Source organism: Pseudoalteromonas sp. P1-26 (genome assembly GCF_001401795.1).
Lineage (GTDB): Bacteria > Pseudomonadota > Gammaproteobacteria > Enterobacterales > Alteromonadaceae > Pseudoalteromonas.
In genome coordinates this window covers 119,002-144,282 of record NZ_LKDX01000006.1, presented here as the reverse complement: position 1 = coordinate 144,282, position 25,281 = coordinate 119,002, and the positions used below count along the sequence as shown (strand labels likewise).

General features: G+C 40.6%; 24 protein-coding genes. 17 read left to right on the top strand and 7 right to left on the bottom strand.

Annotated features, from left to right (window positions below):
- Positions 1 to 1,204 (bottom strand): lysophospholipid acyltransferase family protein (locus AN394_RS05545; RefSeq protein ID WP_055020962.1); only part of this gene is annotated, 1,204 nt, incomplete at its 3' end.
- A gap of 123 nt (positions 1,205 to 1,327) precedes the next feature.
- Between AN394_RS05545 and AN394_RS05540 the strand changes: the two genes are divergently transcribed.
- A complete protein-coding gene (locus AN394_RS05540) occupies positions 1,328 to 2,248 on the top strand; it encodes a glyoxylate/hydroxypyruvate reductase A (RefSeq protein ID WP_055020956.1) in 921 nt (306 codons plus the stop codon).
- 97 nt (positions 2,249 to 2,345) lie between these two features.
- Positions 2,346 to 2,480 (top strand): hypothetical protein, encoded by a 135-nt coding sequence (locus AN394_RS22420; RefSeq protein WP_258535966.1) that lies wholly within the window; start codon positions 2,346 to 2,348, stop codon positions 2,478 to 2,480.
- A 62-nt stretch (positions 2,481 to 2,542) separates the two neighbouring features.
- On the opposite strand, the gene smrA is transcribed toward AN394_RS22420, so the two are convergent.
- The 3 genes from smrA to AN394_RS05525 form a co-directional block, all read right to left on the bottom strand.
- Positions 2,543 to 3,124, bottom strand: coding sequence for a DNA endonuclease SmrA (smrA, locus tag AN394_RS05535; protein WP_054561916.1), 582 nt, complete (start codon positions 3,122 to 3,124; stop codon positions 2,543 to 2,545).
- A gap of 148 nt (positions 3,125 to 3,272) precedes the next feature.
- Positions 3,273 to 3,518 (bottom strand): hypothetical protein, encoded by a 246-nt coding sequence (locus AN394_RS05530; RefSeq protein WP_054551958.1) that lies wholly within the window; start codon positions 3,516 to 3,518, stop codon positions 3,273 to 3,275.
- A gap of 100 nt (positions 3,519 to 3,618) precedes the next feature.
- On the bottom strand, positions 3,619 to 4,062 hold the full coding sequence (locus AN394_RS05525; protein ID WP_054561915.1) for a hypothetical protein: 444 nt from the start codon (positions 4,060 to 4,062) through the stop codon (positions 3,619 to 3,621).
- Between the two features lie 151 nt (positions 4,063 to 4,213).
- On the opposite strand from AN394_RS05525, the gene AN394_RS05520 reads away from it, so the two are divergent.
- Positions 4,214 to 4,597, top strand: coding sequence for a response regulator (locus AN394_RS05520; RefSeq protein ID WP_054561914.1), 384 nt, complete (start codon positions 4,214 to 4,216; stop codon positions 4,595 to 4,597).
- Positions 4,598 to 4,858: 261 nt separating this feature from the next.
- Here the strand turns inward: AN394_RS05520 and rpsT are convergent, their stop codons facing one another.
- Positions 4,859 to 5,119 carry a 30S ribosomal protein S20 gene (rpsT, locus tag AN394_RS05515; RefSeq protein ID WP_054561913.1) on the bottom strand — a complete coding sequence of 87 codons (261 nt, stop codon included), beginning with the start codon at positions 5,117 to 5,119 and terminating at the stop codon, positions 4,859 to 4,861.
- Positions 5,120 to 5,362: 243 nt separating this feature from the next.
- Between rpsT and murJ the strand changes: the two genes are divergently transcribed.
- The 14 genes from murJ (at position 5,363) to AN394_RS05445 (ending at position 24,077) form a co-directional block, all read left to right on the top strand.
- The gene (gene murJ, locus AN394_RS05510; RefSeq protein WP_268795220.1) at positions 5,363 to 6,943 is read left to right on the top strand and encodes a murein biosynthesis integral membrane protein MurJ; all 1,581 of its coding nucleotides are present in this window, start codon (positions 5,363 to 5,365) and stop codon (positions 6,941 to 6,943) included.
- Positions 6,944 to 7,016: 73 nt separating this feature from the next.
- On the top strand, positions 7,017 to 7,943 hold the full coding sequence (ribF, locus tag AN394_RS05505) for a bifunctional riboflavin kinase/FAD synthetase (protein WP_054561912.1): 927 nt from the start codon (positions 7,017 to 7,019) through the stop codon (positions 7,941 to 7,943).
- 25 nt (positions 7,944 to 7,968) lie between these two features.
- Positions 7,969 to 10,794 carry an isoleucine--tRNA ligase gene (gene ileS, locus AN394_RS05500; RefSeq protein ID WP_055020955.1) on the top strand — a complete coding sequence of 942 codons (2,826 nt, stop codon included), beginning with the start codon at positions 7,969 to 7,971 and terminating at the stop codon, positions 10,792 to 10,794.
- Positions 10,795 to 10,803: 9 nt separating this feature from the next.
- Positions 10,804 to 11,304: a signal peptidase II gene (gene lspA, locus AN394_RS05495; protein WP_054561910.1), complete on the top strand. Its 501-nt coding sequence runs from the start codon at positions 10,804 to 10,806 to the stop codon at positions 11,302 to 11,304.
- Positions 11,301 to 11,741, top strand: a complete 441-nt coding sequence (gene fkpB / locus AN394_RS05490) for an FKBP-type peptidyl-prolyl cis-trans isomerase (protein ID WP_055020954.1) — start codon at positions 11,301 to 11,303, stop codon at positions 11,739 to 11,741. The genes lspA and fkpB overlap by 4 nt, the downstream gene beginning before the upstream one ends.
- Complete coding sequence (gene ispH, locus AN394_RS05485; RefSeq protein ID WP_054561908.1) at positions 11,741 to 12,670, top strand: 4-hydroxy-3-methylbut-2-enyl diphosphate reductase; 930 nt, start codon at positions 11,741 to 11,743, stop codon at positions 12,668 to 12,670. The genes fkpB and ispH overlap by 1 nt, the downstream gene beginning before the upstream one ends.
- Positions 12,671 to 12,708: 38 nt before the next feature.
- Positions 12,709 to 13,734: a sensor histidine kinase gene (locus AN394_RS05480; RefSeq protein ID WP_055020953.1), complete on the top strand. Its 1,026-nt coding sequence runs from the start codon at positions 12,709 to 12,711 to the stop codon at positions 13,732 to 13,734.
- On the top strand, positions 13,731 to 14,441 hold the full coding sequence (locus AN394_RS05475) for a LytTR family DNA-binding domain-containing protein (RefSeq protein WP_327077757.1): 711 nt from the start codon (positions 13,731 to 13,733) through the stop codon (positions 14,439 to 14,441). Before AN394_RS05480 ends, AN394_RS05475 begins: the two co-directional genes overlap by 4 nt.
- A gap of 183 nt (positions 14,442 to 14,624) precedes the next feature.
- Positions 14,625 to 15,179, top strand: coding sequence for a type IV pilus modification protein PilV (gene pilV / locus AN394_RS05470; protein WP_054561906.1), 555 nt, complete (start codon positions 14,625 to 14,627; stop codon positions 15,177 to 15,179).
- A gap of 1 nt (position 15,180) precedes the next feature.
- Positions 15,181 to 16,170: a PilW family protein gene (locus AN394_RS05465; RefSeq protein WP_055020952.1), complete on the top strand. Its 990-nt coding sequence runs from the start codon at positions 15,181 to 15,183 to the stop codon at positions 16,168 to 16,170.
- Complete coding sequence (locus AN394_RS05460; RefSeq protein WP_054561904.1) at positions 16,158 to 16,640, top strand: hypothetical protein; 483 nt, start codon at positions 16,158 to 16,160, stop codon at positions 16,638 to 16,640. Before AN394_RS05465 ends, AN394_RS05460 begins: the two co-directional genes overlap by 13 nt.
- 13 nt (positions 16,641 to 16,653) lie before the next feature.
- The gene (locus AN394_RS05455) at positions 16,654 to 19,779 is read left to right on the top strand and encodes a PilC/PilY family type IV pilus protein (protein ID WP_055020951.1); all 3,126 of its coding nucleotides are present in this window, start codon (positions 16,654 to 16,656) and stop codon (positions 19,777 to 19,779) included.
- Between the two features lie 512 nt (positions 19,780 to 20,291).
- Entirely contained in the window at positions 20,292 to 23,498 is a 3,207-nt protein-coding gene (locus AN394_RS05450; protein ID WP_055020950.1) for a PilC/PilY family type IV pilus protein, read from the top strand.
- 153 nt (positions 23,499 to 23,651) lie between these two features.
- Positions 23,652 to 24,077, top strand: a complete 426-nt coding sequence (locus tag AN394_RS05445; protein ID WP_054561901.1) for a type IV pilin protein — start codon at positions 23,652 to 23,654, stop codon at positions 24,075 to 24,077.
- Between the two features lie 6 nt (positions 24,078 to 24,083).
- Here AN394_RS05445 and AN394_RS05440 read toward each other — a convergent pair whose 3' ends face one another.
- Positions 24,084 to 24,623, bottom strand: a complete 540-nt coding sequence (locus AN394_RS05440) for a GspH/FimT family pseudopilin (protein WP_055020949.1) — start codon at positions 24,621 to 24,623, stop codon at positions 24,084 to 24,086.
- A 72-nt stretch (positions 24,624 to 24,695) separates the two neighbouring features.
- A complete protein-coding gene (locus AN394_RS05435; protein ID WP_054561899.1) occupies positions 24,696 to 25,244 on the bottom strand; it encodes a GspH/FimT family pseudopilin in 549 nt (182 codons plus the stop codon).
- Positions 25,245 to 25,281: the final 37 nt, after the last annotated feature.

The window sequence follows — 25,281 nt, the reverse complement described above, 5'->3', positions numbered from 1 at the left end:
CCTTTTCAAAATAAGGCGCAATATCATCGCTGTAGCTAAATAGGCTATCGGTATATAAACCTTTACGGCCATGTTTTTCTATAATGTCTTGTGCGCAGGCAAGTCGGTATGCGCCGACTAGTTCAAGTTGCTTAGCATCCCACAGCACAAGGTGTTGATAATCCATGTCGTATTTATCTATATCTCGGCGTTTGCCACTGCCTTCACCGACTGCCCGAAACGCAATTTCACGCAGTCGCCCCAGTTCACGGAAAATCGGTGAGCTACCACAGTATTGATATAAGTAAATTTTCATACCATCAGAGGTTTCACCTAATAACTCACATTCTTCAATGGCTTTTTTTAGGTCTTTCGTTGCTTCTGGACTGGCAATAGGGGTTTGCGTTTTTAACGGCAGAGGTTTTTTTGTGATAAGTCGATACAACTGCTTTCTTATCAGCTGAGCTATTTCTTTGTCTTTTAAATTCTCGATTAAATATGACTCAGGCGGGATGGACGCGCCAATTTCAAACTCTAATGATTTTTGTCGTTGTTTAAACATCTCTTTGACTAATAACAAACTGGCTAAGGGTTTGTAGATCATTGAGGTGCCGTAGAATAACGGGCTGTTTTTCGCTTTGATGTAAATAGGCAAAATAGGTGCGTTGGCCTTTTTCGCCATACGTAAAAAGCCAGTATTCCATTTACAGTCTTTAATGCCCGTTGGACTTAAGCGTGACACCTCTCCTGCAGGAAAGATTAATAACGCACCGTCTGATTTTAAATGCTGTTGGATATTAGCAAGCTCTTTCTTTTTGCTTGTACCAGAGAGGTTGTCAACGGGAAGAAGTAATGAATGCATCGGAGTGATTGACATCAGCATGCGGTTTGCAACGACTTTTAAGTCAGGGCGAACACTTGATAAGACTTTTATTAGCGCTAATGCATCAAGAGAACCGATAGGGTGGTTAGCGACAATAACGACATTACCTTCACTAGGAATATGTTCCATCTGCTTTGGCTTGTAGCGCGTGTCAAAGTCTAGCTCATCAAGTACTTGCTCTACAAACTCAAGTCCTTGTAAGTGTGGGTATGCATCACCAAAGGCAACAAACTCTTGCTCGTGTAATAAATAACCCAAACCTTTCTTTACTAAGCCTTTTACTTTTGGTGAATTTTCTAACTGTGGTAAATTTGCTTCTATTACTTTATCAACACTGATCATACAAACCTCAAACATAAACGCATTCAGCGATGAGGTTAGGGTAAGAGTTCGCTGTGACAGTTAGGTTGCAGTTGTGTGACTTTTTAAAGAGCGCTTCGAGTACGAGGCAAAATGGAGAAGACAATGATTTTACTTGTAGCTGTAACAGGCCGAGATTGCAGCCAATTAATTGCCCGATTACAAGCGTTATTACCAGAGGTTGACGTGCAGCTTTGGTCTGAATGCACTGATTACCAAGCCGTTGAGTTTGTACTGGCTTGGAATGCCCCTGCTGACTTATGGCCTAAGCTGGTAAATTTAAAAGCGGTTTCTTCATTTGGGGCTGGCGTTGATAGCATCGACTTAACGAAGATAGCGGCGCACGTCCCCGTTGTTAGAATTGTTGATGATAATCTTGCGAATGATATGGCAGAGTACGTGTTGACCCATGTGTTGGCACACAAGCTGAGACTCAAAGAATATTATTTAAAACAATCAGGCAGTACTTGGAAGCCAAAGCGAGCGTATTCACATCAACATGTGGGTATTTTGGGTTATGGTGAACTCGGTAAAGCCTGTGCTAAGCGTTTACTCGCAAATGGCTTTAGAGTGAGTGCTTGGTCTAATAGTGAAAAACACGATGCTGAAGTAAGTACCTATTACACACAGCAGGGATTAGATGACATGCTTGGTCAAATTGATTATCTCGTGTGCTTGTTGCCACTTAACCAACACACTCAGGGTATCATTAACAAATCACTGCTAAGTAAATTGCAAAATCATGCAGTGCTTATTAATGTTGCCAGAGGCAAGCATGTTGTCGATGAAGATTTGCTTGAAGCACTTGATAGTGAGCAATTACGCGGCGCTACCCTTGATGTGTTTAGCGAAGAGCCTTTACCTAAGTCGCATGCTTACTGGTCTCATGAAAAGGTGACCTTAACACCTCACTGTGCTGCATTGTCAGATTTAGAGACTGTGACTTTGCAAATTGCGGGTAATGTCAAAAGGTTAATTGAAGGTAAAAATCTAATAAATCAGGTTGATAGAACAAAAGGTTATTGACACATTACAAATTAGTTTAATGTACACCTTGTTAACATCTGTAACTTTGCTATTCTGTTGTTGCTCAATAAAAAAACAACAATAAAAAAGAGGCGTTATGAAATCTAATCAAGGTGGAGCTAAATTTAGTCTAGTCGTAGTGTCAGTAATCGTTCTTGGTGTTTCAGCATGGTTTAATCAAGCGAATGCGTCGGAGCAGCCAGCTCAGGCTATTGAAGTAAGCCAATCATAACCAACCAATCACAGTTAATATGTGCAGCATGTTTTTATGCTGCACTTCAATCACTTATTCTATTAACTTCTTTTTGAATGGATTTCTCTGTTCTCGTGTTTCTTCTCGTCTGACTTTTTAATCATCACATACGTCGCACCGCTACCACCATGATGCTTAAGGGCGCTATGAAAGGCTAAAACCGCTGGAATTTCTTGCAGCCACTTATTGGTATAGCTCTTTAAAATACCCGGCTGTGATTTATTTTTGATACCAATACCATGGCGAATTAGTACGACACGAATATTTCGTTTATGGCAGTCATCAATAAAATTAAAAAGCGTACTGCGCGCTCGTTGAAGAGGCTGGCCATGCAAATCAAGCGTGGCATCGAGTTGATATTTAGCTAAGCGCAGATTTTTATATACTTGGCCTTGTACGCCATCTTTTTTAAATGCCAATATGGCATGAGGATCTAATAGCTCAACGAATTCAGTACGTAAATAGTTTTCATCAATTGCTAAATCACACTCAGCTGCTTTACGTTTTTCTTGTTGCGCTAAAGAAGGGCCCTGTTTCGTAGAATCAAATTGAACAGTGTCATGCTTAAGAGGTTTTACGTCTTCCATTGATGAGAGAAATAAGTCGAAGTCGTTTAATGACATAAGGTACCTCCAAATTATTTATATACGCCATTAATGGTATCTCAGTTCAATCATTTTGTAAGTAAAAAAAAGCCCAAGCAGAGGACTGCTTGGGCATAAAAGCTGATAGATGGGATAGCCTATTCTATCAATTTATCTTAGGAGAAGATTAACCTTGATTGATATTCAATTGGCCAAATGTGTAGACCTTGAATAAATAAAATGTGTTGATCAACACCAAGCTCATATTTGAGATAACGCTTGATGACATCAGATCTAAACTAAACGATAAAAATAATAAACTACACGCGCTAATCGCTGCAAAACGCAGTAATGTAAGCTGGTTAATAAAAAATGCACCTAGTCCTAGTGCAAGTAACGTTAAGTTTAAAAGCCAATCTAGCTCGTTTAGCATGGTCGTATCTGATCGTGTCTGTGTTGAAAAAGGAGCGCCATTATGGTGATCTTTTACACAGCTTTCAACCAAGTAATTTTAAATTTTCGGATTAGATTTTTTAATCCATTATTAGCTTTTTCATGGCAGCAAAAAAGCCACTTTGCTCTGTCACGCGATACTTCTGGCAGGTATCTGGTTTGCGCTTATCCTGGCACAGGTAAATAATGTTGCGGCTTAGGTCTGCACGGGGGCTGAGGGTTGAATCAAATAAGTTTGCACCATAACCAAAAACCCCTGGCCAAAATACACTTTGCGAGACCATACCTAGCTTTTCATAAGTGATTAACACAGGTTTGGGCGTAATTAGCAGAATTAATACAACTGCTGCGAGCGCGTACCACCGTGTTTTACTTTTTTTAAGTTCGACTTCAGGAACGCTTTGCTGCGCAGCTTGTGCACGCGCTTGTTGCTGGGGGGCTGGTCTTTGGCGCTTTGCTTGTGTTGGTTTTTTTCGTGCAGGTGTTTTACCAAGCAAAGATTGTTTTTTTATTTTATTAGACATAAAGCTTATCTGGCCTTTTAAACATAGGTCTCTATAATGAGATTATAACGAAGTTTTTGATATAATAGTCAAATTCAAATCACTTATAGCTTAAATGCGTTACACTCTACAGTGCAATGAGTGTTTATCTTCATAGTTTAAGAGGAATAGTATGGATACGCAGCTTTCAATTCTTATTGTGGACGACGTAGGCACAGTTCGCAGTTTTTTAAATCAAACATTAATGCACCTAGGTATCGATAATGTGCGTGAGGCTTCTACGGCCGCGCAGTGTTTAAGCGCATGTAAAGAAAAAGAGTTCAATATTATCTTTTTAGATATTGAATTACCCGATGGTGACGGCAAAGAGATTATCTCGCAAATCAACGAAATTTCGCCTGAAGCAAACGTAGTAATGGTTTCAGCCCATTCAACAGTAGAAAACGTTAAAGAAGCGATTGAGAAGGGCGCTAAAGGGTTTGTAGTAAAACCTTTCACACCTAAGAAGATTGCCGCTATGCTGAAAAAGTTTTATCCAGAGCTCGAAATTGTCTAGTTAACAACTTTAATGAGGCATATAGAACACGTGCCTTTTATACCAACCCGCAATAATACTTAATCATTTTGAGGGATTAAACCTGTCGCTAACTGCGTTAAAAATTTCTCTTTTAGAACAACTAAATAACGAAATTTTTGCCTTTTTATCAACGAGGTTTTATTGCCTCAAAATAGACTACTTAATTAAGCGGATTGGTATTAAATTACAGATAAAAAAAAACCGGCAAAAGCCGGTTTTTTCATATTCATCAAAAACAAATTATAGCGCTTTGATTTTAGCTGCTAAACGGCTCTTATGACGAGCTGCTTTGTTCTTGTGGATTAGACCTTTAGTTGCGTAACGGTCTAGGATAGGTGTTGCAACAGCGAATGCCGCTTGTGCAGCTTCTTTGTCGCCCGCTTCAATAGCAGTAACTACTTTTTTGAAGTAAGTACGCATCATTGAACGACGGCTTGCGTTATGTTGACGATTTTTTTCGCTCGTAATAGCGCGTTTTTTTGCAGACTTGATGTTAGCCAAGGTTTGCTCCTAACAATCTTAAAATAAGCTTAATTTAAAGGCCGTGGAATATGCCTGTTTTTATCATGAATGTCAACGAAATTTTGACATCTCAAGAAAAACTGCTCCTTATAACGAACATCAATTTGCCGCTTTAGCAGTTAATATCGCCATTGTAACAAAGGGTCGGGTTCGAGCCTAGTGCTTTAAAGATATTTTAGGCATAATCGCCCATCTTAGAAGTTTTTTGATAATGGGTTTAAGGTGGCAAAAGGATTATTTCGTTCTGGGATGATTGTTAGTGCAATGACGATGATCTCGCGTATTTTAGGGTTAGTACGAGATGCTGTTGTGGCAAATCTGCTAGGTGCCAGTGCTGCTGCGGATGTGTTTTTATTTGCCAATCGAATTCCTAACTTTTTAAGACGTTTGTTTGCCGAAGGTGCCTTTGCTCAAGCTTTTGTGCCGGTTTTATCTGAGATAAAAGAACAACAAGGCGATGATAAAGTGAGGCTGTTTGTAGCTCAAGCAGCCGGTACCCTAGGTACTATTTTATTAATTGTTACTTTGTTTGGGGTTGTTGCCTCTCCTGTGATAGCGGCCTTATTTGGTACTGGCTGGTTTATCGATTGGTGGCAAGGAGGCGAAAATGCAGAAAAGTTCGTACTGGCTAGTGCACTGTTAAAGCTGACTTTCCCTTATTTATTTTTTGTGAGTCTGGTTGCCTTAAGTGGTGCGGTTATGAACGTATATAATCGTTTTGCTGTTGCGGCATTTACCCCTGTGCTGTTAAATGTATCAATTATCACGTGTGCTGTTTTTCTACACGATAAATTTTCGGTGGGGGCATACGCGCTTGCCATCGGCGTGTTTGTAGGGGGCTTAGTACAGTTATTATTCCAGTTGCCATTTTTGTATCGTGCCCGCATGTTGAGCCGCCCTAAATGGGGCTGGCAAGATGAAAACGTTAAGAAAGTCCGAAAACTCATGCTACCAGCCTTGTTTGGCGTGTCTATCAGTCAAATAAACCTGTTACTCGACACTATGATCGCCTCGATGTTGATGACCGGCTCTATCGCGTGGCTCTACTACTCAGACCGTTTAATTGAGTTTCCTCTTGGCTTATTCGGTATCGGTATCGCGACGGTCATATTGCCTGCATTGTCTAAGTTACATAGCACCAATAGCACAAAAGATTTTCAACTAACCCTCGACTGGGGGGTGAGGTTTGTTATTTTCTTAGGCTTGCCAGCCATGTTTGGCTTAATGGTGATAAGCCCGCTCATTATTACGGTTTTATTTGATCATGGTGCGTTTCAAAACGGTGAAATTGATCATGTAAAAGCGGTAAGTTACGGTGTGATGGCCTACTCAGTGGGACTGGTTAGCTTTATGTTAATCAAGGTGTTAGCTCCGGGTTTTTATTCACGTCAAGATACTAAAACTCCGGTAAAAATAGGCATTAAAACACTGGTGTTAAATATGGTGTTTAACATTATGCTAGCTCCATTTATTGGCTATTTGGGGTTAGCGTTAGCAACCGCGATGTCGGCCAGTTGTAATGCCTATTTGTTGTATCATCAACTACGTAAAGAAGGCGTTTATCAGTTTTCTGCGATGAGCCTTGGTTTCACCTTTAAGTGTTTGTTTTCAAGTTTATTAATGGCTGCTGCAGTGTGGTATGTTGGCCAGCAATTTGCGTGGAAAACATGGTACTTTACTGAACAAGTGCTGCTGTTGAGTGGGTTATTAGTGCTGGCGGTTTTTGTTTACTTTGCGGCCTTATTCATTTTAGGTGTGCGACTAAATACGATAAAAAGTGTTGCAACTACTGAATCAAACTAAAAAAAAGATTATAATCGGCGCTTCAAGCCCGATATCAATGTTTTGGGCTCGCTGATAAAGGCAAAAAGGTGGCATGGAGTTAATTAGAGGTATTCACAATATTCGCGCGCAGCATTATGGCTGTGTGTTGACCATTGGTAATTTTGATGGCGTGCACTTAGGTCATGCAGAAGTGATTAAAGGCTTGCTGCAAGACGCAGAAAAGCATCAATTGCCAAGTACCGTGATGTTATTTGAGCCTCAGCCACAAGAGTTTTTTGCTAAAGATAATGCTCCCGCGCGTTTAACTCGACTACGTGATAAGCTCAGTTTGCTTGCTAAATTAGGCGTGGAGCGAGTGATTTGCATTAGCTTTAATCAGCAATTTGCCAACATGGAAGCAGAACAGTTTGTCAGCCAAGTACTGGTTGAAAAACTAGGCGTTAAGGCATTAACTGTTGGTGATGACTTTTGTTTTGGCAAACGTCGTCGTGGTGATTTTGCATTACTAAAAACCATGGGCACTGAGCTGAACATGGATGTGAAAAGTACTGCAAGTTTTCGCAGACTCAATGATAGAGTTAGTAGTACCCTTATTCGCCATGCGCTTGCTGCAGGGCAATTAGAAGATGCAAAAACCATGTTAGGTCATGGTTATGCGATTTCTGGACGTGTTATTCATGGCTGGGCGAAAGGTCGTGAATTAGGGTTCAGAACTGCCAACATAGCACTAAAACGCCAAGTATGCCCTGTAAATGGGGTATTTGCGGTACGAGCTAAAGTTGGTGATAAAGAATTATATGGGGTTGCAAATATTGGCAACAAACCCACATTTAATGGAACACGCGCATTGTTAGAAGTCCATCTTTTCGACTTTGCGCAAGACATTTACGGACAATTTATGCACGTGGAGCTTATTAAAAAGCTTCGCGATGAGAAAAAATTCGAGACATTAACACAACTGACGGCGCAGATTGCAGATGATGTAACCGCCGCTAAGCAGTGTTTTGGTTTAAATTAGGTAGCCGATACGGAAAGTAGGATTAATGAGCGACTACAAACATACTTTGAATTTACCGGAAACAGCGTTTCCAATGCGCGGCAATTTGGCACAACGTGAACCAAAGATGCTTAAGACATGGTATGAAGACGATCTTTACGGTCAAATTCGCAGCGCTAAAAAAGGTAAAAAAACCTTCATTTTGCATGACGGTCCTCCGTATGCAAACGGTGATATCCATTTAGGCCACTCGGTAAACAAAATTCTTAAAGATATTATTGTTAAGTCAAAAACTTTGTCTGACTTCGACGCACCTTACGTGCCGGGTTGGGACTGTCACGGTTTACCAATTGAATTAATGGTTGAAAAGAAAGTAGGCAAGCCAGGCGTGAAGGTGTCTGCTGCTGAGTTCCGTGAAAAATGTCGCGCATACGCAAAAAAACAAGTCGAAGGTCAAAAAACAGACTTTAAACGTCTTGGTGTATTTGGTGACTGGGACAAGCCTTACTTAACAATGAACTTTGACTTTGAAGCGAATGCAATTCGTGTACTTGGTCGCATCATTAAAAATGGTCACTTACACAAAGGTGCTAAGCCTGTTCACTGGTGTACAGATTGTGGTTCAGCACTTGCTGAAGCGGAAGTTGAATACCAAGATAAACAGTCTCCAGCAATCGATGTGCGTTTTCAGTTTGCTGATCAAGATGCTGTAATTAATGCGTTTGAACTTGCTGAAGGCCATGAAGGTACAGGTGCAGTTAGTACAGTGATCTGGACGACAACACCTTGGACATTACCAGCTAACCGTGCAGTAGCGGTTCACGAAAAGCTTGAATATGCTCTTGTTCAAATTGATGATGAAGGTGCACAGCAACGTCTAATTTTAGGTTCTGAGCTAGTTAAAGATGCTATGGACCGTTATGGCTTCAAACATTACCACGTACTCGGTTATGTAAAAGGTGCTGCACTTGAGAACTTACAAGTTGCTCACCCATTCTATGACTTCACAGTGCCTGTGATTGTTGCTGATCACGTAACGACTGATTCTGGTACTGGTGTTGTTCATACCGCACCTGGTCATGGTCAAGAGGATTTCGCGGCAGGTCTTGCTTATGGTTTAGAAGTAGCTAATCCGGTTGGTGCTAACGGTGTTTACTTACCTGACACACCAATGTTTGCAGGCCAGCACGTATTTAAAGCGAATACGAGCGTTATTGACGTATTAACTGAGAACAATGCGTTATTGCATCATCATGCGCTTACGCACAGCTATCCACATTGCTGGCGTCATAAAACACCTATTATCTTCCGTGCTACGCCACAGTGGTTCGTAAGTATGGACCAAGCTAACCTTCGTCAAGATTCATTAAGCGAAATCAAAAAGACTGAGTGGTTACCTGAGTGGGGCGAGAGCCGCATTGCAAACATGGTTGAAGGCCGTCCTGATTGGTGTATTTCACGTCAACGTACATGGGGTGTGCCAATTGCATTATTCGTTGATAAAGACACTGGTGCGCTTCACCCGAACACACAAGAGCTTATCGAAGAAGCTGCGAAATTGGTTGAAAAATCAGGTATTCAAGCTTGGTATGACTTAGACCCAGCTACTTTACTTGGCGATGACGCTGAGCAATACATGAAAGTACAAGATACGCTAGATGTATGGTTTGACTCAGGTGTTACTCACGCATGTGTGGTTGATGCACGTGAAGATTTAACCGGCCCTGCTGATCTTTACTTAGAAGGTTCTGATCAACACCGTGGTTGGTTTATGTCGTCAATGATGACATCGGTTGCTATTAATGGTCATGCGCCATATAAGCAAGTGCTAACACATGGTTTCACGGTTGATGAAAATGGCCGCAAGATGTCTAAATCATTAGGCAACGTAATTTCGCCACAAAACGTGATGAACAAACTAGGTGCTGACATCTTACGTTTATGGGTTGCATCAACTGATTTTACAGCTGAAATGACTGTATCTGATGAAATCTTTAAGCGTTCAGCAGACCGTTATCGTCGTATTCGTAACACGAGCCGTTACTTACTTGCGAACTTAAATGGTTTTGATCCAAAAACTGATCAAGTTGCTATTGAAGACATGGTTGAGCTTGACCGTTGGATTGTGGGCCGTGCAGCTGAACTTCAAGATGAAATCTTAGCGGCTTACGACAAGTATCAAATGCTACTTGTAACGCAAAAGCTAATGAACTTCTGTACTGGTGAGCTTGGTTCGTTCTACCTAGACGTAATCAAAGATCGTCAATACACAGCGAAAAGCGACAGCCACGCGCGTCGTTCATGTCAAACTGCGCTTTACCATATTGCTGAAGCAATGACGCGTTGGATGGCACCGATCTTAAGCTTCACCGCGCAAGAAATCTGGGAAGCATTACCAGGTGAGCGTGACAAATTTGTATTCACTTCAGTGTGGTACGATGGCTTGCAAGCCTCTTCACAAGGTAAATTCAGCAACGATGATTGGTTAACAATCCTTAACGTGCGTGATGAAGTAAACCGTGTACTAGAAGCAGCTCGTAAAGAAGAAGTTATTGGTGCAACTCTACAAGCAAACGTAAACATTTATGCAGGTGAAGAGCTAAGCGCGAAATTAGCTGCATTAGGTGATGAACTGCGCTTTGTACTATTAACGTCAGGCGTAACCGTTGAAACTGTGACTGCACAGCCAGAAGATACGCAAGCTACAGAAATTGATGGCTTATACATTAAAGTTGCTGCAACAACCGCTGAAAAATGTGAGCGTTGTTGGCATTACTGTGATGATGTAGGTGCTGATCCTGCTCACCCTGAGATCTGTGGCCGTTGTGTAAGCAATGTTGATGGCGATGGTGAACAGCGTCAGTTCGCATAGGAGTTGTTTGTGAGCAAACTAGCCGGAAAAAGTGGCTTGGTTTGGTTATGGCTTAGTCTACTACTTTTGGTAGTAGACTATGCGACAAAATCACTTGTCGTTAGTACCATGGCCTACGAAGAGTCGATTGATATTCTGCCGTTTTTTAATTTCACTTATGTACATAATTATGGTGCAGCCTTCAGCTTTTTAAGTGATTCAGGTGGCTGGCAGCGTTGGTTCTTTAGTTTGATTGCAGTGTCGATCAGTGTGCTTTTAGTGTGGTGGCTGAAACGCTTACCAGCGTCTAATAAAGTATTATGTTCTGCTTATGCGTTAGTATTAGCCGGTGCGATTGGCAACTTATACGACCGCATAGCTTATGGCTATGTCATTGACTTCCTGCATGTATATTACGAAAACTGGCACTTTCCTGTTTTTAATATTGCCGATTGTGCAATTTGTATTGGTGCCGCATTACTTTTATTTGATGCCTTCACAGGCGAAAGTCCTAAGGAGCAACAAGCATGAGCCAAGCTGTAATTGGTGAAAACTCTGAAGTGATCTTTCATTTCTCAATTAAGTTAGAAGATGGCTCAGCAGCCGATTCAACCAAGGTACATAATAAACCTGCAAAATTGCGAATGGGTGATGGTAGCCTGACAGCAAACTTTGAAAAGTGTTTACTCGGTTTAGCGGCTGGTGACAGTAAGTCATTTGCATTAGAGCCTGAAGATGCATTTGGTCAGCCAAATCCAGATAACATTTATTATGTTGATCGCAGCAAGTTTGGTGCAGACACTCCTGCTGAAGTAGGTAATATCATTGCCTTTACTCAGCCTGATGGCACTGAGCTTCCGGGTCTTGTTCGTGAAGTCCAAGGTGACTCAGTCACGATTGACTTCAACCACCCTCTTGCAGGGCAGCGATTAACCTTTGAAGTTGATATTTTAGAGGTAACAGGCTAATGGACATTTTATTAGCAAATCCACGTGGCTTTTGCGCAGGTGTAGACCGTGCAATTAGCATTGTGGAGCGTGCACTGGATATCTTTGAAAAGCCAATTTATGTGCGCCATGAAGTCGTTCACAACCGATATGTTGTTGATGGCTTAAAAAATCGCGGTGCTGTGTTTGTTGAAGAGCTAGATCAGGTTCCTGACGACAGCATTGTTATCTTCAGTGCGCATGGTGTATCGCAGGCAGTTCGTAGTGAAGCAAAACGCCGCGACCTTAAAGTGTTCGATGCCACTTGCCCGCTTGTGACAAAAGTACATATGGAAGTAACACGCGCAAGTCGTAAAGGCACTGAATGCGTGTTAATTGGTCACCATGGTCATCCTGAAGTAGAAGGCACAATGGGGCAGTACGACAACGAAGCGGGTGGTATTTACTTAGTAGAAACCCCTGAAGATGTTGCTGGCCTAACGGTTAAAAACCCTGAAAACCTGTTTTACTGTAGCCAAACGACGTTATCTGTAGATGATACGGCAGATGTGATTGATGCACTTCGTACTAAGTTTCCGGCAATTGATGGCCCGCGTAAAGATGACATTTGTTATGCTACGCAAAACCGTCAAGATGCAGTCCGTGACTTAGCAGATAAAGTGGATGTGCTGCTTGTAGTAGGGGCTAAAAATAGCTCTAACTCAAATCGTTTACGTGAACTTGCTGACAAAATGGGCACCACTGCTTATTTAATTGATGATGCGAGTAATGTTGAAGCGGATTGGTTCAACAGTGTCAATACAGTGGGTGTGACTGCGGGTGCATCTGCACCAGAAGTTTTAGTTCAACAAGTAATTGCTCGTCTAAAAGAATTGGGTGGTAATCAAGTTGTTGAAAATCCTGGTGAAGAAGAGAACATAGTATTTGCCGTTCCTGTTGAGCTACGCTAATCTAAGCAAATAGTAGTCAACAGTTAAAAGAGGAGCCCATGAGCAAACAGCCTAATTCTAACGGCTTGCTGATTGCGGCTCTTTTTCAATCTCGCGGTGTCCTTGCCACACTGATCGTCAGCCAAGTCATCGCTATTTTGCTCGCCTTCTCACCCATGAGCTTAGGTGATGTTTGGTTACGCCTTGCTATATTTAGTTGCTTTTTACATCTAATCTTTCTTTCAAGCTTGTCGTTACTGTATGTGTGCCGAGCCTTACTTACAAAGCTGTCACATTCAAAGCAGCTATTCATTCTGATATTCACGTTACTGGCATTAACGTATGTTTTTAGCTGGCTGTTTTTGTCAGTGTTTTCAGATGTGTTCGCTATGGAGTCGAGGTCGAGTTTTATTGTCAGCAATTTACTGATCATATTTTTAGTAACGGCGCTATTTAGTCAGTTTTTGCTTATTCATAATCAAAAAGAGCAGCAAACGAAAGCGTTAGCGCAGGCTGAGCTTGATGCCTTACAAGCAAGAATTCGCCCCCACTTTTTGTTTAATAGTTTGAACACTGCTGCTGAGCTTACACATTACGATGCTGACGCGGCTGAACAAGCAATTTTAGCGCTGGCGGCGCTGTCGCAGGCCGCAATGCGCAGCGGTAAAGCCATAAAGCTTGCTGATGAAATCACTTTGTGTAGGCAGTATGTAGCCCTTGAGCGTTGGCGCTATGGCGAACGCCTAGCATTAAGCTGGCAATTACCTGGCGAGTTGCCAGACATTGATATTCCGTGTTTAACAATACAGCCAATTATTGAAAATGCGGTATTTTATGGCGTCGAGCCAGCAGAGCAGGGCAATATTTCTGTTGAAATGCATCAGTCGGATAAAGCTTATACCTTTATTATAACGAATCCTGTAGCTGCAGAAGTGAATAACTCACGAACAGGAAATGGGATGGCACTGGATAATATTCGCCAACGTTTGGCGCTTTTCTATCAACAAAAAGCGCAACTTACGACGACTATCCGTGAGGGAATTTTTAGAGTGAAGTTGGTTATACCAAAGCAGAGGGGCGCATGATAAAAGTATTGATTGCTGATGATGAGCCTTTAGCAAGGGCGCGTATCAAACGTTTATTATCTACTAATGAAGATTGCACTATTGTTGGTGAAGCCAATAATGGTGAGCAAGCAATAGCGCTTTGTAAGCAGCTCCAGCCCGATTTAGTGATGCTTGATATTAATATGCCTAAGCAGTCTGGCCTTGAGGTGGCTGCAGAGCTAAAACAGTTTCCACTTCCTCCTGCAGTCATGTTTTTAACAGCGCATTCAGAACATGCATTAACCGCATTTGAGCTCGCTGTTGATGGCTATTTAGTTAAACCTGTGTCTGAGCAGGCATTAGCTAAAGCAATGGCACAACTGAGTAAACTAAATCGTACTCAAATAAGCCCCCCTGAAAATAATTACATTAGTTATCAACTTGCAGGTGTAATACGACGAGTCAATTTAGATGATGTGGTTTGCTGTATCGCAGAGCAAAAATATACCCGAGTAGTGTTTTTTGAAGGTGAGGCACTTGTTGAGCAAAGTTTAAAGCAACTAGAGCAAACCTATCCGCTGCAGCTACTTAGAATTCACCGAAATACACTTGTGAATAAGCAACATATTGTTAGCCTTAATAGCCCATCTTCAGGTGGGCATACAGTTACAATGAAGCAGTTTGAGGAGCCTTTGGCAGTTAGTCGCCGAGAGCTTAAAAATGTTAAAGCTGTAATGGGTAAATAATAAAAATTCTCAATACAGCAGCTTATCTCCTAAAGTCCCAGCTTCTTTATTATTCGCGACTTGGTTCTGAAGAAAGTTAAAGTGCCGTTTATCGCGCATTATGACCGCTTGTCCATATACAGATTGTTATTTATCTGTGTCGTAATACTCTTACGGTATGTAAAAGTATCATTGAACTTCACCATGATTAAACATTCTGAGCAGAACGGCTTTACGCTTATTGAAGTGCTTATTGCTTTTGTTATTTTGAGTTTTGGTTTATTGGGTGCCGTGGCCTTACAAGCTAAAGCAAAACAAGCTAGCTTTGATTCAATGCAGCGTGCAGCTGCTGTGGCACTTGGTAATGACATTATCCAGCGTATGCGAGCGAATGACTCACCTGGCTTTGCTGCGTTATACAATGGCACTTTCGATAGTGATACAGCTCTAAACACGAGTTTGAGTTGCTATAACTCAGCATGTAGTGCTCAGCAATTGGCAGAATTAGATAAACAACAGTGGGTGCGTGCAATTCAGGCTCGTGAAAACACCGGCGCTTTAGACGATGCAACTGTGTGCATTAATAGTACTCCCGTTGCTGCAGGCAATGCTAACGAATTTAATATTGAGGTTGTGATCAGTTGGCAAGGCCGTCAAGAACTTAGTGCTAATAAAGATACAGCTGCAATTGATTGTGGTTCTAAAGGCGATAAGCGACGTTTGATTGTTCTACAAAGCTATATTTATTTAAGGTCTTGATATGAAAAAGCATAATGGATTTACTCTCGTCGAGATGATGGTTGCTTTATTCATCGGAGGTGTGGTGCTCGGCGGGGTGATGTTTACCTATATAAGCATGAAATCAACAACTCGTGACACGATGACAATTGGTGAGCTACAAGAAACTGGCAGACTGGCTATGAATATCATGCAACGTGATATTGAACAGATTGGTTTTTGGGGCACGTTTTATGAAGACTCTTTCTCAGATGCAAATACAAACAGTTTAGGAAATCCTGGCAATGATTGTTCAGAAGGCCTTAATAATGGCAGCTTTCCAGATACAGCTGCAACCAGTAACTTTCGCTCTGTTTATGCAGTGCAAACAACCACTAGCACGGCACTTGGCTGTATTACTAATGTTGAAAAAAACACAGATGTTTTACAAATTAAGTTTTTAGAAGGGCTACAGATAAGGCCAAATCAAACCAATAATAAGTATTACTATTTTATCGCCGAGCAAGAGCTTGCTGAGTTTCAGCGCGGCCCAATCGCGGCAGCAGCTGTAAATGGTAATGCAACGATTTGGCGCTATCGACATCATGTTTATTACATAACAAAGCAAACCTACCCCATTAATGATCAAAGAGTGTCTGTTCCTTTACTTAGACGTAAACGCTTAACTCCTTCTGGGGGCATGACAACTGAAACGGTTATGGAAGGGGTAGAAAATATGCACTTTGTGTTTGGTCTTGATACTACAAATAACAGTCGTGTTGATACATATAAAAGTATCAGCCAAATGACTAACACTGATTGGGAAAATCGCCGTGGTATTTTGACAGTGCAAGTATTCTTACTTGTGAGATCGCTTTTACCAGATTCAAACCTTAAGTCAAAAAATCAAACTTATACATTGGGTGAAGACGCAAATAGCCGCGTTCTTACATTTGACGATAACTACCGACGCGCACTATTTACGACCACTATCCGCTTGAACAATGTTGGAGCAAATTTATGGCGCATTTAACCTTGCAAAAGAAACAACAAGGGGTGGTGTTAATCGTTGCTTTGATTATGGTGGTAGCTGTTACAGGTATTGCCGTTTCTTTGATGAGTAGTAGTAGCATAGATATTAAAATTACTAATGCAGCCCAAGAGCGAGAAACAGCAGAAAATGAATTAATAGGAACTGTTCAGCAAGTTATTGCAAACGAAGCCGCCGCGGGTGGCGACAGTGCATTTTTAATGAAAGCGGCAGAAATTCCTGATGGTGGCTATGCAATGGGAAAGGTTGGCGACGCAACCAATACGATGACAAATTTAAATAACGGTGTTCTTGATTTACCTTGTCCGCGTAAATTTAACTTCACTGCAGGTATCTCCTGCAACATGGTTCAAGTTGATACCACCATTACCTATGGCACTAAAAGTAAGCATACTTTGACGATTACAACAGGGGTTGCCCAGGAAATGGCGAGCCTGAATACGGGTGGTTGATAAGAAGGTCGCTATGAAAAGTCTAAATTTATTACTTTGTCTTTCAGTCGCTTGCTCTCTATTTTTGGATAGCAAAAGCTATGCCGATGATATAGAGCTGTATGTTAATTACGATAAAGACCTTACAGAAAAAGGTCGTGTAATATTTATTTTAGATACATCTGGAAGCATGATGCAATCTGCTAATACAGGAGACAAATGTTTTCACCCGACCGATCGTTATTGGTTTCCATGTCCTGACAGCCGGATGAAGGTAGCAAAAGATACAATCATAAAAACAATAAATAATAACCCAGACCTTGATTACGGGTTTGTGAGGTTTGCGCATAATCAAGGCGGGTATTTTAGAGCCAAAGTTGGCACAGAGCATAAAAAGTTAAAATCAATTATAAGCGATACGTTTGCTGGTGGTTCCACGCCTATTACTGAAACATTGTGGGAAACATACATGTACCTAACTGGGCAAAATGTTGATTTTGCAAGCGTTATAGATCCTTCGTTGCGCGATACTTCGGCAGAAATTGGTAAAAAATATCTTTCTCCTTTTGACTCTAGACTCACAAAAGATGAACGTTGTGATAACAGTGTGAATGTTTTAATTATTACCGATGGTTCCCCTTACTTTGATGATGCTAGAAATAATGAAATAGATTTGTTGCACCGGCAATTTTTTGGAAAGCCCGCAACGCCTATCCTTGATGATTACAATGCAAACAGCTACTTAGCAGCCCTTGCTAAAGTTATGCATGGCACAGATGATGTGGACATAGACATATTTCCAAAAACGGCGAAGATTAAAGACAAGGTATTTATCAATACAATAGGTTTTGGTAATGGGCTTTTAGAAAGAGGTGAAGCATTACTAAAAAAGGCCGCGAATGAAGGGGGGGGAAGCTACTTCAAAGCAGAAAACCCAAAAGAATTAGCTGATTCTTTAGAGCAAACATTTAATGGTCTTAGGGCTGAAGTTGGAACTTTTACGTCCCCTTCGGTGGCTTCGAATAACGCTGATCAAACACGTAGTAGAGATTCATTATACTACACAATGTTTTACCCAAGTACCAGCGCACGCTGGCGCGGCAATCTGAAAAAATTAAAAGTATCGGGTGATACTATCGTTGATTTTAAAGGTAATCTAGCACTAGATGAAAATGGGCAAATAAACAAAGATGCTCACACCTTTTGGCCAGACGGTAGTAGTGAAGCTGACGGCAATGCTGTTGAATATGGAGGAGTCAATTCATATTTATCTCAACAATCAAGCATACCGAATAAAGACAGGAAGGTTTTGACAAATGTCTCTGGTGGTCGAATGCTTCCATTCACTGACTATAGGGTCATTATCCATTACGGAAATCGTTTTAAAGCTGCAGAGGATTTTGAGTCTGATCCAGATGAAGTGTTTGATCTTATTGACTGGTCTAGAGGCCGCGATGTGGATGATGAAAATAGTGATGGTTCAACCGATGATACCCGTCCAAATATCTTTGGAGATCCGCTTCACTCAAAGCCAACAACAATCGATTATGGCAACGATGACGTACGTATTTTGATTGGGACCAATGCAGGCTATCTGCATATGTTTCAGGATAAAAATGATGTACTCAAGGAAAGCTGGGCCTTTATACCCCGAAGCTTGTATAAAATTATTAAACCTCTTCGAGATAATAAAGAAGGGGTTAAAGTTTACGGTATAGATGGGTCTATGTCGGTTTTCTTTGATGATGGAAATAATGATGGTGTTGTAAATGGCGCTGACAGAGTTTGGGTGTTTTTTGGTCTAAGACGAGGTGGAACTGAGTATTATGGCTTGGATATTACAAAGCCAAATTCACCTAAATTGATGTGGAAAGGGCCAATAGTTGGTGGGCAGGGAGACTTTAAAGAGTTAGCACAAACTTGGTCTAAGCCTTCAGTAACGTATATTGACATAAAAGGTTATAGAGATCGCCCACTGTTAGTTTTTGGTGCAGGTTATGACCAAAATAAAGATAACTCGAATCGTAGTAACGATACTAAAGGGCGGGGCATTTATATCGTTGATGCTGAAACGGGTAATAAAGTGTGGGCTTTAACGCCATCAGAAAATGGATTCAAGGGTAAACACAGTATTGCCTCAGATATCAGTCTGTTAGATTCAGATTATGATGGCTTTATTGACAGGTTATACGCTACTGACACTGGAGGAGATGTTTGGCGTGTTGACTTGCCATCTGACAACCCGAAGGATGCAAAGCAACCTTGGACCCACTTTAAATTTGCGAGCCTAGGTGGTGAGGGTAAGAGCCAAGATAGACGTTTCTTTTATAACTCAACTATTGCACGAAGTGTGTTTAGCAAAGTCTCAAAAGCAAAGATTAATGGTAAAGTAATTACGGCACGTGTAGATACTCCTTTTGATGCAGTGTTAATTGGTAGTGGTAACCGAGCAAAACCGACATCTTTAGAAACTAACGATCAATTATTTATGATTCGAGATGAAAACACTGTTACACAGTCTTTCATCGGTAATGCACCTGATCATATTACACAAGCTGATTTAATGAATGTTAATTCAGACCCTTTCGGGAAAGTACTTGATAAGGTTGATGAATTTGTCAAACTTGAGGTTGAGTTAGCCCAGTTTAAAGGCTGGTATTACAACCTTCAGTCTGCAGGTGAAAAGTCTCTGGCAGCTAGTACTGTGATTGGTGGGGTTGCTTATTTTACAAGTTATACTCCTCCTTCATTAGAAGATAAGGTAAATGAATGTGAGGTTGTAAGTGGTGTCGGAAGCCTATACGCATTTCACCTTCATTACGGTACAAAAATATATGATAACTTGAAGTTTAAGACAGGCACAGATGTACCAGACACCCCAAAACTCTTTTTTGGCGAAACTGACAGCTGTAAAGATACAAACGGCAATGGTTATTGTGATGACTACGAAGGTGAAATTGAGCAAATAAAGATAAGCCAATTTATGACTGTTGGACCCAAAATCGTAGGTGAAGAAAGCCCATTTAAAGTCAAAGGGGTAAATGGACCCGGTTTAACTATTGAAAATGGAGAGATAAAATTAGTGAGTGATGAACCTCTTGGTTTTAAAGTTCAACAAACTTACATATATAAAAAAGAAAAGAACGACAGAAGTCACTAGATTAAATAACATCCTTTTTTGAACACTGGTTTTATGAGTTTTTGAGTATTTATTTTCTCAGTCACCCGTTTTATAAGCTTAACTTGGGTGAACTCATTGTCAGTGTTTTTTCTATATTAAATTAATATTTCTATTCTCTATTAAGTTACTGTTTATTTTTTACTTTTATTTTTATTTTCACTGTTTTACCAACCCATTCAGGATTATTTTTCCGGTCGTTTTTTCTTATTTCTCTTTTATGCTCTAATTATTTTTTTTATTATTAATTTAGATAAGAAAAGTGTGGAATAGTAGTAGCTTTTTATTATAATAATTATAGTGTGTTTGAATTTTATAAATGCTTTTTAGCCTTTTTATGGTTCTGTATAAGTATTGCAGCAACTCAAACATAAGGGTGTTGTAATTTATCGCACTGTTAAGGTTTTCAACTGCTGCAGAAAATCACAAAGCAGAAGTTCGGCAATAACAAAGCTAATCGCTAAATTAATAGCATTAAGGTGACGGGAGAAGTAATGAAAATTAGTAAAACAGTAAACAGGATACTTCTTTGTGCCTTTGCTGCGGTTAGCTTTTCTAGTTCAGCAGAAGATATAGAGCTTTATGTAAATCATAATGTTGATCTCGATGAGAAACCTCGCGTATTAATTGTATTTGATACTTCTGGAAGTATGGCTTTTTCGACTAGTTCCGGTAACAGTTGTGGCTACTCAGGTGGTTATATTTTATGTAGTGATAGCCGTTTAGGCGTTGCGCAAGATGCTATTACTAAACTGGTTGATGGTAACGATGACATTGATTTTGGCTTAATGCGTTTTAACAGCACCAATGGTGGCTATGTACTTGCAGGCATTGGTTCAGATATATCAGCCTTAAAGACCACAATTGCAGGGCTTCCAGCCGATGGCGGGACACCACTGACCGAAACGCTTTGGGAAGCCTATCTTTACATTACTGGGCAAAGCCTTTTCTACGGCGAAAAAGTTAATGCCGCACTACGTGATACCACAATAGAAAGAGGAACGCCTTATACGACATCAGTTAAGGTGTGCTCAGGTAAGGGGCGGAGAAGAGTTTGTTGGTACGAGCCTCGCATTGAATATACCTATTCATACATTTCACCGTTTGATAATACTGAAGAAGTAAAACGCTGTGATAACTCAGTTAACATTATCTATATGACAGACGGTGACCCATCAGCTGGCTCTGATAATGAACAAGACTCTAATATTAGTGCTTTACACAAGTCGTATTTTGGTAGTTATTTAAGTGATAGCGATAAAATTGCCGGGGTGTACTTACACAAGCTTGCAAAAGTTATTCATGGTACTGATGATGTAGAGGTTGACTTAAGGCCAACGACGACTGATATTCACGAAACAGGGCGAGTTTATACCATAGGTTTTGGTAGTGGTATGAGTGATAATGGTAAACGTTTACTTTCTGAAACGGCATCTGAAGGGGGCGGTAAGTACCTTCATGCGAACACTGCAGAGCAACTTTCTGAAGCCCTTAAAAATACGATTACTCAAATTCGAGAAGTGAACGATACGTTCACGGCGCCATCTATAGCAAGTAATAATGTTGACCAAACACGCAGCCGCGAATCAATTTATTATGCGATGTTTTATCCTAAAACAGGGGCTCGTTGGCGCGGAAATCTGAAAAAGCTAAAAGTGTCTGGTGACCAAATTATCGATAGAGATGGTAAGCCTGCTTTAAATGAAGATGGTTTAATCGATAAAGATGCGAAAACCTTTTGGTTACCGAGCGGTGAAAGCGCTGATGGTAATTCAGTTGAGTTAGGTGGTGTAAATCTGTATTTGTCTAACTCTTCTAGCGTGCCGAATGAGGGGCGTAAAGTGCTAACAAATGTCAACGGTCGCATGCTTAACTTTACCCGTTATCGCGTTGTATTCCATTACGGGACTATAGACAAGGCTGCCGTTGATTTTGAAGCTGATGCGGATGAAGTTGAAGATCTTATTAATTGGTCAAGAGGTCTTGATGTTTATGATGAAGACAAAGATGGATCGACAACGGATTCACGTAAAGACATATTTGGTGATCCGCTGCATTCAAAACCTGTAACAATTGATTATGGTAATGATGATATCCGAGTTTTAATAGGCACTAATGCCGGTTACTTGCACATGTTTCAAGATAAAAATGATGTGCTAAGTGAAAGCTGGGCGTTTATCCCTAGAAGCTTGTATAAAATAATAAAGCCACTTCGTGATAACCAAGCAGATACCAAGGTTTATGGTGTTGACGGGCCAATCTCAGTATTCTTTGATGATAAAAATAGTGATGGAGTAGTAAATGGCTCTGACCGAGTATGGGCATTCTTTGGCTTAAGACGCGGTGGAAATTACTACTACGGACTCGACATAACTAACCCAAACTCGCCAAGTTTACTGTGGGATGAACCGATTATAGGTGGTACAGGCGACTTTAAAGAATTAGGGCAAACGTGGTCTAAACCTTCTGTTACTTATGTGAATCTCGATGGTTATAAAGATAGACCAGTGCTTATTTTTGGCGCGGGTTATGATACAAACAAAGACAATGTTATTCGTACAGACGATACTCATGGACGTGGTATTTTTATTGTTGACGCGCAAACGGGCAAAAAAGTGTGGGCATTAACGCCGAGTGAGAATGGCTTTTTAGGTAAGCATAGTATTGCGTCAGATATTAGTATCTTAGATTCTGACTATGATGGTTATATTGACAGGCTGTATGCAACGGATACAGGCGGTGATGTTTGGCGTGTTGATATGCCTTCTGACAACCCCACAAATTCAGAAAACCCATGGACACATTTTAAATTAGCAAGTTTAGGTAGCGCACTTTCAACCCAAGATCGCCGCTTTTTCTATAAGCCTTTAATTGCACGAACTATGTTTAGCAAAGTATCAGAAACATCTGTTAATGGTGAAACAGTAACTACACGAATTGATACGCCATTTGATGCTGTGCTAATAGGTAGTGGTAACCGCTCTAAACCAACGGGCACTGTTACCAATGATCAACTATTCATGATCCGTGATATCAATACGGTAACTCAGCCATTCCTTGGTAGTGATGTACCCGTAGCAATTACACAAGCAGACTTGATGAATATGGATTCTGATCCATTTGGAAATGCACTGGACGACGTGGATAAATTTACTGACTTAGAAATTGAGTTAGGTGAGTATAACGGTTGGTATTACAATTTAGCTTCTGCAGGTGAAAAATCCCTTGCAGCAAGTACAGTTATCGGTGGTGTCGCTTATTTCACAACCTATACACCAGCTTCATCTACAGAAACAGCGAATCAGTGTTCACTAACTGGTGGTTCAGGAAGTTTATACGCTTTCCACTTACATTACGGTACAAAAGTTTATGATAGCTTGAAATTTACTACTTCGAATGACGTGCCAGATACTCCTCAACTTTATTTTGGTGTAGGTGACAGTTGTGTTGATGGTAATAGCGATGGTTACTGTGATGACAACACAGATGAAAAGGTTAAAGAGCAAAGCCAGTTTTTAACCATTGGTCCAGGTATCAAAGGTGAGCAAAATCCACTGAAAGTACAGGAGATCCAAGGTCCAGGTTTAGTTATCGAAGATGGTAAAATTAAACTTGTAAGTGATGCAGTGCCTATTGGCTTTGGCTTTAAAACACAACAAACTTTCATTTATAAGCAAGAGCGAAACGATAATAGCCAATAAAGCACTAAGTGACTGCTCTGCCTTACATGTTAAGGCAGAGCATGTGGTCGCTATTTGAATACTCGCCTTAATTGCATAATTATTGTTAGCCATCTAAGATAAGAAGAAATAGAGGTAATTCCTCTAAAAAACAATTATATAGGTTTTTAAAATATGAACTTTATAAGAACAAAGAGTCATAATGGTTTTACGCTAATCGAGCTGATGATTACTGTAGCTATCTTGGGGATCATCGCTAGCATTGCTATTCCTAGTTATTTTGAGCACGTAAAACGTACCGCTCGAACTGAGGCAATTACTTCGTTATTAGATGCAGCTAATAAACAAGAGCAATACTTTGTCGATAACCGTGAATATACAAGCACTATTGCTGATTTAGGTGTTTCTACGACAACAGAAAGTAACTTTTATACCATTAGTGTTAAGGTAGATAATGATGCAGGTACATTTACATTTAAGGCAACACCTAAATCTGGCCCACCATTACAAGATTCTGAATGTGCAACATTGTCTATTTCTGATACAGGTTTAAAAACGTCAACAGGTTCTGCTGACTCAAGTACCTGTTGGGGTAAATAAGCTTTATCAATTATCAGTTTGACATTTATCTGTATCAATTAATCTAACTCGGCCTATCGAGCTGACCCTAATTGCAAGCCCTTTGAGGCTTGCTTTTATGTATTCTGGGCAGTAGATAAAAGTGCCATTGCCTAATCCCATCGGCATACCCGCTGGGCTAAACGTAACTGCATGACGTGGGTATGTTAGCATGTCAAACTTACTTATTGCTTCGATTTCCATTAGTTTAGTATCACCACTTTCAAATATACCTAGTTCGCCTTTGTCTACAAAAACGGTTAACGATTTGTGCCATATAGCTTTGTTGCATCTGTTGTTTTTTAAGGCGCAGAAGGTGACATAGGCATCATTTGTTTGCGCTTTTAGGCGAGTAAACTGCAGTGCTCTTTTCACCGTTTGCATGTTGCTTTCTAAACGGTTTGTAGCCAGAAGTGGCTTAAATTCAAATAAGGCGATATGCAGCAGGAGTGATAAAATTGATAGCACTACGAGGCTTTCAATTAACGTTGTCCCATTGAGGCTGCGCAGAGTTGTAAGTGCCTTCATCCTTGAAGACTCCAAAATTGCGACTATTTATTTAACTGTAATAGGTGCTCGATGTTTGTCAATTAGATAGGACTAATCACATGTTTTTGTTGTTTTTCCTTCATACATTGCGGTGCCAGATTTTGAAATAGATAAGGCTTTATTGTTATCATTGCTACTCTTTGAAGGGCAATAAACAAATGTGCCTGGGTCAGTTCTAATCATACCGCTAGTTTCAAATCTTATAACTCTAGATTCAGAAAAACGAAGTGAGCTGTTGTCAGGTATCTCTTCCATAACGCGCAAAATGATATCGCCTCTACCAGGGTTAAAAGTACCATTTGGGCTCTTATCTACAAATACAAAAACACTTCCTTGGCTCCAGTCCCTTGAACAAAATACATATTTATTTTGTTCAATTGCTTTTGTATCACCTGCGCACACTATAACTAATTCGTCACTACTCGTCGCCTTTGCCCTCGCAAAACTTAAAGTACGTTTTAATTCTAATAAGTAGCTCTCAGCTCGGTCATTTTCAAGCATATCTGAGCTATCCCATAGTGCTATCAGTGCAACGATACCCACAATAGCAAGCGTGACCATCAGCTCTAATAATGTAAAACCCCGTTGTAATGATTTCATTGTTGTCTCTATTTTGAGTCACTTTGGTTTAATAATA